Raw genomic sequence first — 12,404 nt, 5'->3', positions numbered from 1 at the left:
TTAATTCCTCCTCTCATTATTATTAAGTAAATTTGTCTGTGCAGTCGTGAGCTCTTTTTCTTTTACATTAAGCGGTTCAACAACTTTATTATTAAAATCACTCTCGCTGGCAAATGGTGTCGCTCCCAACACAGAAAGTCCCATAGCCTCAACATCTCCTTCTGAATTGACTTTATTATCCAGCGCATCAATCAAGAATGCCAGAGCAATACCGATAAGCAAGCCCACGAGAACCGAAATGATCATATACAAAGTCGGACGAGGACTAACAGGTATCATATCAACTTTCGCCTCTGCCAGAATACTCACATTTGTGATGTTTAGAAGTTTCGCAGCATCATTGCTAAAAACCCGAGCCGTTTCATCTGCAATTTTTTGTGCCGTGTAAGGATTTGAATATTTTACACTTACTGTAATAACCTGGGAATTGGTTTGATTTGTAGCCGTCACATTACTCTGAAAAGTATCACTTGTAAGACCCAAATTTGTCTCGACTTGATCTAGGATAACGGGACTGACAATGACTTGGTTTATTGTATTCGTCATCTGTATGTTGCCAGAGACTTGACCTGCATATTCTGCAGAGGAATCTGATTGTGACAACTTGGCAACCAACTGTGTCGTAGCGGTATAAGAAGGGGTGGCGATAAAAAATGTGTATACTCCACCAAAGATTGTGACGACCAAAGTACTAATAATGATGAGGGCAACTCGTTTTCTTAGTAATTGAAGGATAGCGGCTATATTGATTGATTCTTCACTTTTCTCTTGCATTGTTCTAACTTTCTTAAGTTCAAATCGACCACAATTTTATTATGTATTTTATATAATACGTGGTAACTATAATCTAGCTTACTCTTTTTTAATTCTTAAGTCAAGATATATTAGTAAATGGAACGAATTATTTCCCCTGAGTACTTCTGAGACTTAACTTTCTTTCTTTTTTCTTTTAAAACTTGCCCACAGACAATAAAAAAAGCTGTCGAAGGACAGCATAGTAATTAAATTATGTATGAAAAAAACCGAGCGAACTCGATTTTATTTTCTTTTTCTTGCAATCAAATGAATCGGTGTTCCTTCAAAAACGAAAGCTTTTCGAATTTGATTTTCAAGGAAACGCATGTATGAAAAGTGCATAAGTTCCTCTTCATTTACAAAGATAACAAATGTTGGTGGCTTTGTAGCTACTTGCGTTGCATAGAAAATCTTAAGCCGTTTCCCTTTATCCGTTGGTGTTGGATTGATTGCTACAGCATCCATAATGACATCATTCAAAATTGAACTTGTAATACGTAAGTTTTGGCTCGCTGAAATTTCTTTAATTTTATCAGGTATTTGACTTAGGCGTTGTCCCGTTTTGGCAGAGACATAAACAATTGGTGCATAGTCCAAGTATTTAAACTGCCAACGAATATCCTCTTCAAAGTTTTTCATGGTCTTATCATCTTTGATCAGCGTATCCCATTTATTAACAACAATCAAGATTCCTTTTCCGGCTTCGTGAGCGAATCCTGCAATCCGTTTGTCGTATTCACGAATGCCTTCTTCGGCATTGATGACCATCAAGACAACATCTGAGCGGTCAATGGCACGCATGGCACGCATCACTGAATACTTTTCTGTATTTTCGTAGATTTTACCAGATTTACGCATCCCTGCCGTGTCAATCATGACATATTCTTGACCTTCTGGATCAGTAAAATGGGTATCAATCGCATCACGCGTTGTTCCAGCAATTGGACTTGCGATTACTCGATCTTCACCTAAAATGGCATTGATTAAGCTTGATTTACCAACATTAGGGCGTCCAATCAAGCTAAACTTAATGACATCTGGGTTTTCTTCTTCAATGTCTTGAGGCAAGTTTTGGATAATCGCATCCAAGACATCTCCTGTTCCCAACCCATGAACGGCGGACACGGGATATGGATCCCCAAGACCTAAACTATAAAAATCAAAGATTTCCATGCGACGTTCTGGATTATCGACTTTATTAACGACCAAAATGATTGGTTTTGTTGTCCGATATAGAATTTGAGCAACTGCTTCATCAGCATCCGTAATTCCTGTTTCACCGTCAACGACAGCCACGATAACATCGGCCTCATTCATCGCGATTTCGGCCTGGGCTCGAATTTCGGTCATAAAAGGTTCATCTGAAAGTTCGATCCCACCTGTATCAATCAGGCTGAATTTGCGATTGAGCCACTCCCCCGTTGCATAAATTCGGTCACGAGTCACTCCAGGAATGTCTTCAACGATTGAAATACGTTCTCCCGCAATTCTGTTAAATATTGTTGATTTTCCGACGTTAGGACGTCCGACGATGGCGACTGTTGGTAAAGCCATATTTACCTCCTTGTTTGGATCTTAACTTAAAATTCTTCTCATTTATTAACAATGTAAACGCTACTTATTTATTATTCATCTTTGTTATCAGCGAAATTATTTTTGATGATTCAAAAAATATGTACCCTCCATTATAGCATTTTATCCCTTTATTTCCCAGTTGTATTTTTAAAATCATTCAAAATCGCTTTGAAATTAATAAAAATGATAAAACGAATTTACCATTTTTACTGATTTATTCACAATTAAACAATATTAATATCATGGAGTTGCGTGAAAAAAGGAGCCTGTGCTAAGCTGATTTTGATTCCTCTGCATAGGTCAGGTGTTACTTCAAGCGTTTCAAAATGATTGCTTGAAAAGTCGATTCCTTTCAAATTTGTTTCCCAAAAATTAGCTTGATTGAGTTCATTGTCCTCGAATTGTACCTGTTTGAATAGGCATGAAATCCAATTACTTTCTTCTATTATATTATGGTTAAAACCAACAGACTTCAATGTTGAGCTGGAAAAATTGACATAATTCATCAAATTTTCCTGAAAAAGTAAATCTTGAAAAAAAGCATTTGTAAAATCTGTTCCTATTAATTTACAGGAATTAAATTGGCAACGATAAAAACCACAATGTGTGAAATCCATATTGGAAAAGTCACACTTATCAAAAATACAATCTGAAAACTCGGTTATTTTTCCATTTTCTTGAAAAAATTCTACCTTTGTAAAAGTGCACCCATTAAAAAGAGTTGACTTTTGAGTCTCAAATTGAGCTTCTGAAAAAGCAACTTGATAAATTTCGCCATCTTCTAAGTCATCTTTTTGTAATGCTTGAAAATCTAAAGGAAGTTTGGGTTTAATTATTTTCATTTGGGCTTGTCTCATTTCAATTGCAAACGGTGGTTATTTTAATCATGACGACGATTTACGCCTTCAAGACGAATTTCACGTGAGAGGAATTTCACACGTTCCATTACCCGTTTGGCTGGCCAAATTTCTTCTACTTTTTTCGTTTCAGCAAGGTGTTTTTCCAACTCATCCATCGTCAAATTGGAGGTGAAGAAAGTTGGATCACTGTTTTGCATTCGGTGTTGTAAGATGACTTGCAATATTGAATCACGTAACCAGCTATTGTTCAACTCAGCTCCGATGTCATCAATGATGAGTACATCTGCTTTCTTAATTTCATTAACCCACATTTTGGCATTGTCAAAATCTAAACCAGAAACGAAAGTCGGGTAATGGATCATGGTCGTTGAAATTTCGTGTCGTGCCAATTCATTTGCCATTGCAGCCATCATATATGATTTTCCTACACCGAAATCACCATAAATATAAAGTCCTTTTTCAGTCTTTGGTGATTTGATGAAAGCATTGATCGCTTCGATTAATTGATATTGACTTTCATTGTTAATTTGCACATCATCGGGATTGTATAAATCAACTTGTTTGAGTGACTTGGGCAAACCGATGATTTGCACACGTTTAAGGAGACTTAATTCAGCTTGTTGCTTAGCCAATTCTTCTGTCGTTTGATAAGAGACATCGGCGTAGCCTTGATTCATTACAAGCGTTGGCTCATAGCTGGTATTTTCAGGTTGTGCCAGATATTTTTCTTTTGCTTTGACAAATTCATAGAATTTTGAATAAGAACGTTGAATTTCATCATTGTTCATTTTATTTTGAGCGATAAAATGTTGGACATCTTGATTTTTGAGTGTCTCTTCGACGAGTCTCTCAAAATGACTTCTGTCAGACATTCGACGATTAAGAATTTCCCCTACGGATTCCATTTTCGTTCTCCTTTCTCATTCTTTTCTGTAATTCAGCAAACTTTGCTTGTTTCTCTGTTGAGGTCTGTTCAACATAATTTGCATTTGACCATGCCGGACTTTTTTTAACTAATTTGGACTTTTGGGCAAACTTTTCTTGATTTTCTTTTTTACGTTTTTCACGATTGGTAAACCAAGTCACTGCTGCCTCTGCTGTGAAAATTGAATTCTGTAAACATTCGTTGGCTAATTGATGCACAAAAGTAGGATTCAAAACTGAGTTTTTTCGTTGAACGAGTACATAATGCAACAGGATATTTTGAACTTCATCTGGTATGCCTTGAACCGACAAGTCATTGATAATACGAAACTCAGCTGCTGACGTAGTTCCACCTGTATTTTTACGCAATTGTTGAATAAAGACAACAGGACCATCTTGATTTTGTCCCGACGACAAATGATTTTTGGCAGAACGAATGAGGTCTTGCCATGGCTTGTCAAAACTACTCAAAACCGGCGCTTTTTGTGTCTGGCTGACCAACCGATTTCTCAACTGGCTTATATTGATTGTCCCATCTGAATTTTTACTTTTATTGGCCAGATTGAATAATTCAAACCAATTTTTATCAAACTTCTCTGACATTTGGTAAAGCGCCAACTTATCCTGATTTTCGTTTGAGAAGGTCAAATTTTGGTCTGTCATCGCCAGTTCAAAAGCCCCCATATTGAACTCGTTCTCAGTCGTTTTTTCTTGTTTTATTGAAAGATTTTCTGCATCAAGATGATAAATTTCATAAAATTTCTTTGAAATCTTTTGCCCTTTAGGTTGTTCATCTGATTCTAATAGCTTTTCTATATAGGACGGATTAACTTTTGACAATAAAAGTTGTTTTAAAAAGTCATCTTGAACAAAGTCTTCACGATTTTTAGGACTGTGAAGCTCAAATGTGTAAGAAGGGTGGTTATCATAAACATCAATCAAACGGAGGGCACTTAATTGATCAAGGGCTTCCTCCAAGTGATTGGGACCGAAATTAAGATATTCCAAGAAAAATGTGATTTTACCACTTTTACTGGTCCGCATTAATTGATAGAGTGCAAAAGCATCACGTCCAATAAGCGGAAGATAAAGTAGAGTAAAAGTTTCAGCATCAAAACTTGTTTTGTCACTATTTACAACACTAAACGTATCTCCTGCGAGCATTTTTCTCCTTCCTCAATTTCAATCAAGCTTTAAATAAAAGCATTATTATTTATTTGTAATATTTTTCAAGAGTTCTTCGAGTTCACTCACATCTTTAAATGAACGATAGACACTTGCAAAACGAATGTATGTGATGTCATCTACTTCGGCGAGTTGTTCCATCACAAATTGCCCAATTTTTTCAGTGGGGATTTCATTTGTATCCAAGTGGCGAATTTTTTGCTCGACATTTGACACAATGGATTCAATTTTTTCACTCGAAACTGGGCGCTTGTAGGCTGAACGAACGAGACCATTAATAATTTTATCACGGTCAAAAGGTTCACGTTTGTCATCCTTTTTGATGACTAAGAGTGGCATTTCTTCAATGCGTTCAAATGTGGTAAAACGAAAGCCACACTGTTCGCAGACCCTGCGGCGACGAATGGCGTCTTCTGCTTGTCTTGAATCAACTACACGAGACTCTTCAGATTGACATTTTGGACATTTCATAAGCATCCCCCGTTCATAATTTTAATTAGTTTGTGACAAATTGCGCTTCAAGGCGGTAAATGACTTGACCTTTTTCTGAGAATTTTTTCTCGTATTCAGTCATGACGTTTTGAGCAGCAAATTCTTCATCCGCGTGTAAATCAAGCCAGACTTGCTTCAATTTCATCCCATAATTTGTAATTGAAACCAATGAATATTCAAATAACCCACGGTTGTCGGTTTTAAAATGGAGCTCACCATTTGGCTTTAAAATTTTTTCATAAGTTTCTAAAAATGATTTATAAGTCAGGCGGCGTTTTTCATGCCGTGTTTTAGGCCAAGGATCCGAAAAGTTCAAATAAACTTGGTCTACTTCACCATCTTCGAAATATTCGCTCAAAGCTGAACCATTGACTAAAATCATTTGGACATTAGGTAAATCGGCTTCAATTGCAAGATCGAGTGCGTATGACAAAACTGAAAGTTGCAAATCAATCGCAATATAATTGATTTCTGGATTTTTAGCCGCCATTCCAACAATGAAAGCTCCTTTACCACAGCCCACCTCGATATGAATCGGATGATTATTTCCGAAGCGTTCTGACCAACGTCCTTTATATTCGGCTGGATTTTCTACTACAATATGCGTGTTTGCTTGAAGGTACTCAGGGGCACCTTTACGATATTTGACGCGCATTAATTCTCCTTTTAAAACTGAAAAATGAGAAGGTCTCCCTTCTCTCTAAATAATATCTTAAAATAATTGGCAAAAGTTCCTTAGGCCTTGTATTTCTTCGTTGACTTGTTTCATCTTACCTTTTGCAAGATAATCTGAAATTTGTCTCAGATAAGAAAGCTTTCCATACCATGCCACTTTATCCATCACGTTTTGACGAGGTTGATAACCCGAATAGGTCAGCCAGCGACTCCAATCAACTGGACGAATATAGTGCGATAGGATGTAAGCCATATCCACCATCGGATCGCTTAGAAAAACAGTATCCCAATCTACCAAATAAATCCGCTCTGTTTCATCATCTACCAGCCAGTTATTGTGGTTGACATCACCGTGAACAACGGTTGTGTCTTCTTCGGTAAGTTCAGGCACACAGTTTCTCATTTGATTAACGATACCACTTAAATAGGTATTGCTCTGGATGGTTAGTGATGAACCATAAATATTTTCTAGAATGTTACCGGGTTGAACGGAAGATGAACCCAATTTTTTATATGATTCTACAAGTTTTTTACTTTTGTGTAGATGAGATAAAATTTGATTGATTTGTGTATCACTCATTTCATCTGGAGTAAGAGTATGACCGTTAATCCAAGGTTGTGCTGAAAGCATATCCCCTTGAGCAGTTCGTTTTGTCCACAAGACACGAGGTGTAATACCCTCTAAATAAATACTGGTCAGCATCGGATTTGCATTTTTCTTAATAAAGACACGTGCTTCATCGTTATGTGCAGTAAACGCATTGCCAGAGCCACCTTTGACCGGAATCATATCTAAATCCCAATTAGCCATCATAGATCTCTTTCTCCTTTCTAAAAATTTCACGAGTGATTAGTTATTCATTAGAAATGAATTAAAATAGTTGAAGTTAAAATATCTGCATATTGATATGATTCTGTTGTTTTAGGACCACGTGCTGGAATATTTTCAATGACAAAGTGTGTTGCATAGGCTTCAATCAAATTGACTTTATGACGATTTTCACGTTTACGACCAAATTGTGATGTTATTTCGATTGTTTCCCCGAGGTGTGATTTCACTTGATTTCTGATGTCAACAATTTTTCCAACTTCTTGATTTTGATTATCCATGTTTCCTCCGATGATTTGCTTCACTATCCTAACGTGCTTGATGATTAAAATTAAGCAAAAGTGAACAAAATGTCCTATTAGACAATTAAACCTATTATAACACGAAAAGGCACTAAAAATCTAGTATGGTTCACCATATCTGACATCAATATTATCAAAACTAGAATATTCTTTAATAAATGCGAGTTTTACGGTACCACGACTTCCTGAACGGTTCTTTTCGATAATGACTTCGACAGAGTTATCTGCTAATTCTTCGCCTTCTTCATCACCTTCTCGTTCGTAATAATCATCCCGGTAAAGAAAGGCAACGATGTCGGCATCTTGTTCAATGGAACCAGATTCGCGAATATCCGAGAGAACCGGACGCTTGTCCTGTCTCTGCTCAACCCCACGTGAAAGTTGACTCAAAGCTATGACTGGAACATGAAGTTCTTTAGCTAGAATTTTCAATTGACGCGAAATCTCAGAGACTTCTTGTTGGCGATTTTCTCGCCCAGTCCCTGATATCAATTGAAGATAGTCAATCAAAACGAGGCCTAAATTGCCAGTTTCTTGAGCTAATTTACGCGCACGTGCGCGAATCTCTGAAATTTTTATCCCCGGTGTATCATCAATGTAAATCTCCGATTTGGATAGCGCCCCTGTTGCAATGAACAAAGCATTCCATTCGTCATCTGTCAATTGACCTGTCCGGATGTGCTGAGAGTCAATTCGTCCTTCTTTGGCAATCATCCGATTGACTAAACTTTCGGCTCCCATTTCAAGTGAGAAAATGGCGACTGCTTTGTCTTGCTTCGTTCCAACATTTTGTGCGATATTCAGAGCAAATGCTGTTTTACCTACAGCAGGTCGGGCAGCAATAATGATTAATTCTTCATCATGAAGTCCAGTCGTCATCCGATCCAATTCGATGTAGCCTGTTGCTAATCCAGTGACTGTATTTTTCTCTTGAGCGTGCTTCTCAATATCATCAAGTGAAATGTTAATGACATCCGAAATTTTACGAAAGCCTGTTGTGTTTCGTCCTTGCTGGACATCAATTAAACTTTTTTCAGCCTCGGCCAACACCTCGTCTGCTGGTGAATCTTGACGATAGGCCTTTTCAACAGAGGATGTTAACTTAGTGATCAGTTGACGGAGTAAGGACTTTTCAGCAACAATTTTGGCATAATAAACCGCATTTGCCGCGGTAGGTGTGCTATTAGCCAGTTCGGCGATATAGCCAATTCCACCAATATTCGCAAGGTCTCCTTGACTTTCAAGGGTAGCTCGAACCGTCAGGACATCTATTGCCTCGCGCAAATCAAATAATTTTTCCATTGCACGAAAAATAATCTGATGTGAAGTTTTATAAAAGTCTTTTGCAGTAATAAATTCTTTGACTTCAACAAGGCGATCAGCATCTAAGAAAATAGCACCAATGACGGCTTGCTCTGCCGCTAGATCCTGCGGCGGGGCTTTTATCAGATCAATTTCGGGCATCTTATTTCTCGCCAATTCTTACTTTGATGGTTGCTGTTACATCACGGTGAAGTTTAATGGGAACGTCTTTTGTTCCGAGTGCTTGGAGTTTATTGTTCAATTGAATTTTACGTTTATCAATTTCGACATTGTATTGTAATTTTAATGCTTTCGCAATGTCTGCTTTGTCTACAGCACCGAATGTGTGGCCAGTCTGACCAACTTTCATTCCAATCTCAACGATAACATTATCTTTTTCCAACTCTGCCTTTAAAGTTTTTGCTTGTGCTAATTGTTCAGCTTCTTCTTTGGCTTTGGCTTTGGCTTGACCTGCTACTTGAGAAATTGTTGCATTTGTTGCTTCTTTTGCGAGATTTTTCTTAAAAAGGAAATTTTGGGCATAGCCTGAAGGAACTTCCTTAATTTGTCCTTTTTTCCCTTGCCCTTTTACATCTTGTAAAAATACGACTTTCATTTGATTTCCTCCATTTTTTTGCTTTGGTAATTTTATTTATGCTTTATGTTCAATCTCTAATCGTTCTTCTAGTACTCGAATCAAATCGGTGCGAACTTCTTCCATAGATTTTTCATAAATTTGTGTGGCCGCGTTGTTAAAATGTCCGCCACCCCCCATTTGTTCCATTAATGTTTGGACATTAAAGCCATTTCGAGATCGTGCAGAGACTGATATAAAGCCATTGGTATGTGTTGTAATCGCAAATGAGGCCGTTACCCCTGCCATATCTAGCATGGTATCTGCCGCTTTTGCAGTCGTGATATTGTCATATTTTTGACCTTCAATCCCCATTCCAAGGACAATTCCTGGGAAAATGACTTTAGAATTGATCACAATTTCATTTACCGTTTTATATTTCTCAAAATCTGTTGCCATAATGACTTTTATTAAATCATTATCTGCGCCACGCGAGCGGAGATAGGCGGCAGCTTCGAATGTTCTGGCGGTTGTTGCTTTAGTAAAGTTTTTCGTATCCATTTCGATACCAGCGAGGGCAATTGACGCTTCAATCGACGACATCCGTCGATTATTATTGCCATGAAATTGTAAAATTTCGACCGTTAACTCTGAAGCTGAACTTGCGCTTGATTCAATATAGGATAACAAGGCTTGTTCTGGGAAGTCGTCATCACGTCGGTGATGATCAATGACAACTAGTTTTTCAAATAAATTGTAAAAATCAAAATCTAATGTCTGACTTGGTTTAGAGTGGTCTACCATAATCAATAATGAATTTGGCTTTTTCAATCGAGCGGCCGTTTCAACTTTTACGATGTGTGTAAAGCCATCAGCTGAATCATTCATTTTTTCGATGGCTCTTTGTACGTCAGGCAAGAGTTGATTCTCGTCATAAACGACAAAGGCTTCTTTACCTGACATATTGGCAAAAGCTTTCATAGCAATTGCGGCTCCGAGGGCATCCATATCTGTGAATCGGTGTCCAACAATGAACACATCTTCTGACTCTGTGATAATTGTCTGTAAAGCAGTTGAAATTGCTCTTGCCCGAGTTCTACTTTTTTGAGTTCGGCTTTCTGAATTCCCACCAAAGTAAATCGGTCTTGCTTGTGTTGAATTTTCACGGAGGACAACTTGGTCGCCTCCTCGAACTTGTGCGAGTTCGAGATTATTCATTGCTACTTTCCCGATGTTTGGAAAATCTTCCCACCCATAAGCAACCCCAATGGATAGGGTCAAGGGGATTTCATTTTCAGCTGAGGATGTTCTAAAGTCTTTCAGAACGGTAAATTTATCTTTGATCATGCCATCAAGCACACGGTAGTCGCAAAAAAAGAAATAACGACTTGAACTGATGCGTCGTAAGTAAAAGGCATATTTATCTGAGAATTCTTCCAAAAAGCTAGCAATAAAACTATTGATGACTGTTCGTCCGGAGTCAGAAATTAGATCCGTGGCGTCGTCATAATTATCGACTGAAATAGCACCAATGACGGCACGGCTGTCATTAAAATCTGAGCGAAAAGCGACTTCTTTTGTTGCATCAATCAAATAGATGAGATGCTTTTCTTCATCAACATTGACCACATATTTTTGGTTTCCGATGGTAACATACTGGTCTTCTTTTTTCTTTTGAAGGATAAGGTCAATGTCATCCTTATTGATGACTTTGTCAAGTCCTTTATAAATCATGTCAATAAAGGGGTTAAACCACTCTGGTTCTCTTGTCTCTTCATTGAATCTAATGACCCCAATTGGCATATTATCTAGTGTCGCATTGAGTGAATTTTCAGCCTCATCGTTAATTTTGCTAATAAAATCATGTCGTCTTAACTGATAATTTTTGACTTGTGAGAGCAAAATAAAGGTGATGAGAAGATTCAATAAAAAGAGGTAACCAATAGCGACATAACGTGAACTTGAAAAAATGACGAAAAGACTCTCAAATACTTGAACAAATATCATGATGAATACAATTGTCATTGGTGTAAATCGTTTTACAAAATTCATACGAAACTCCTATATCTCATCTATTTTACCACAGCTGATGATAAACTAAAAGCGTAAATCAGCATTTTATCTCAAAAAAGCAATCATTTTTAGAGTTAATTCAAAAGATTCTTCCGATTCCATTATCATCCGAATTACATTGTTTTGAGTTGCACTATCATTTCTGTCAGAGATGACATCCGTTGGTCTGCGCGTTCCTGATTCATGTCAAAACGTTCATCAGAAATGGCCCAAACTGTTGCTCCCGCATCTTTACCTGAAGCAATCCCATTCTGCGAGTCTTCAATTACTAATGCGTCCGAAGGAGCGATTCCAAGTTGTTGAATTGCAGCTTGATAAATGGCTGGATGAGGTTTTGACTGAGCGAAATCATTCCCAGACAAGAGAATTTCAAAATAGGCTCTCAAATGGTGTGTATCAATACAAGTGTTAATATCATCCATGCTAGAACTTGAAGCCAAGGCAATCCTATAATTTTCTTTTTTTAAATAGTCCAAAGTTCCTTTAACATCTGAAAAAAGTAAATCCGCATAGGGTAAGGGAATACTGTCTTTATACGCTCTGTATGCTTTTCCTAATTCTTTTGCCTTAGATTCGGTATAATTGTCGCCCAGGATCATTGGCCACAAATCTTTGAGGTTCCCGCCAATGAAATCACGATTTTTCATGTGTTCAATTGAAATGTGGTGAGATTCAAAAAATTCATTGCGACGGTTTAAATAATAGGATTCTGTGTCCACAAGAACACCATCCATGTCAAAAATGACTGCTTTAAAATGTTTCATATGAACATTATACCAAATTTTCATGGCTCTCAATCAATTCAAATGGTCTCCTAT

Annotated in this window: 13 protein-coding genes; all 13 read right to left on the bottom strand. The window is 37.5% G+C overall.

From position 1 onward, the window contains the following. The gene (locus RT41_RS00915; RefSeq protein WP_096816886.1) at positions 1 to 774 is read right to left on the bottom strand and encodes a Wzz/FepE/Etk N-terminal domain-containing protein; all 774 of its coding nucleotides are present in this window, start codon (positions 772 to 774) and stop codon (positions 1 to 3) included. Between the two features lie 264 nt (positions 775 to 1,038). Then, positions 1,039 to 2,349 (bottom strand): ribosome biogenesis GTPase Der, encoded by a 1,311-nt coding sequence (gene der, locus RT41_RS00910; protein WP_054638996.1) that lies wholly within the window; start codon positions 2,347 to 2,349, stop codon positions 1,039 to 1,041. 245 nt (positions 2,350 to 2,594) lie between these two features. Next, positions 2,595 to 3,212 carry a pentapeptide repeat-containing protein gene (locus RT41_RS00905; RefSeq protein ID WP_096816885.1) on the bottom strand — a complete coding sequence of 206 codons (618 nt, stop codon included), beginning with the start codon at positions 3,210 to 3,212 and terminating at the stop codon, positions 2,595 to 2,597. A gap of 38 nt (positions 3,213 to 3,250) precedes the next feature. Further along, the gene (dnaI, locus tag RT41_RS00900) at positions 3,251 to 4,135 is read right to left on the bottom strand and encodes a primosomal protein DnaI (RefSeq protein ID WP_096816884.1); all 885 of its coding nucleotides are present in this window, start codon (positions 4,133 to 4,135) and stop codon (positions 3,251 to 3,253) included. Continuing rightward, positions 4,110 to 5,318 carry a DnaD domain protein gene (locus tag RT41_RS00895; RefSeq protein WP_096816883.1) on the bottom strand — a complete coding sequence of 403 codons (1,209 nt, stop codon included), beginning with the start codon at positions 5,316 to 5,318 and terminating at the stop codon, positions 4,110 to 4,112. Before RT41_RS00895 ends, dnaI begins: the two co-directional genes overlap by 26 nt. Before the next feature lie 45 nt (positions 5,319 to 5,363). Further along, on the bottom strand, positions 5,364 to 5,810 hold the full coding sequence (nrdR, locus tag RT41_RS00890; protein ID WP_054639000.1) for a transcriptional regulator NrdR: 447 nt from the start codon (positions 5,808 to 5,810) through the stop codon (positions 5,364 to 5,366). A 25-nt stretch (positions 5,811 to 5,835) separates the two neighbouring features. Continuing rightward, entirely contained in the window at positions 5,836 to 6,486 is a 651-nt protein-coding gene (trmB, locus tag RT41_RS00885; protein ID WP_096816882.1) for a tRNA (guanosine(46)-N7)-methyltransferase TrmB, read from the bottom strand. Positions 6,487 to 6,543: 57 nt separating this feature from the next. Next, positions 6,544 to 7,317 carry a phosphotransferase gene (locus RT41_RS00880; RefSeq protein ID WP_180752667.1) on the bottom strand — a complete coding sequence of 258 codons (774 nt, stop codon included), beginning with the start codon at positions 7,315 to 7,317 and terminating at the stop codon, positions 6,544 to 6,546. 50 nt (positions 7,318 to 7,367) lie between these two features. After that, entirely contained in the window at positions 7,368 to 7,616 is a 249-nt protein-coding gene (locus RT41_RS00875) for a Veg family protein (RefSeq protein WP_054639001.1), read from the bottom strand. A gap of 120 nt (positions 7,617 to 7,736) precedes the next feature. Continuing rightward, positions 7,737 to 9,101, bottom strand: coding sequence for a replicative DNA helicase (gene dnaB, locus RT41_RS00870; protein WP_096816880.1), 1,365 nt, complete (start codon positions 9,099 to 9,101; stop codon positions 7,737 to 7,739). A gap of 1 nt (position 9,102) precedes the next feature. Next, entirely contained in the window at positions 9,103 to 9,555 is a 453-nt protein-coding gene (gene rplI, locus RT41_RS00865) for a 50S ribosomal protein L9 (RefSeq protein WP_054639002.1), read from the bottom strand. Positions 9,556 to 9,591: 36 nt separating this feature from the next. After that, complete coding sequence (locus RT41_RS00860; protein ID WP_096816879.1) at positions 9,592 to 11,565, bottom strand: DHH family phosphoesterase; 1,974 nt, start codon at positions 11,563 to 11,565, stop codon at positions 9,592 to 9,594. A 134-nt stretch (positions 11,566 to 11,699) separates the two neighbouring features. Further along, positions 11,700 to 12,350 carry an HAD family hydrolase gene (locus RT41_RS00855; protein WP_054639082.1) on the bottom strand — a complete coding sequence of 217 codons (651 nt, stop codon included), beginning with the start codon at positions 12,348 to 12,350 and terminating at the stop codon, positions 11,700 to 11,702. Positions 12,351 to 12,404: the final 54 nt, after the last annotated feature.

Source organism: Lactococcus fujiensis JCM 16395 (assembly GCF_002441655.1).
Taxonomy (GTDB): domain Bacteria; phylum Bacillota; class Bacilli; order Lactobacillales; family Streptococcaceae; genus Lactococcus; species Lactococcus fujiensis.
Note: the sequence above shows the minus strand (reverse complement) of the source record. Positions and strands in the feature narration are given on the sequence as shown.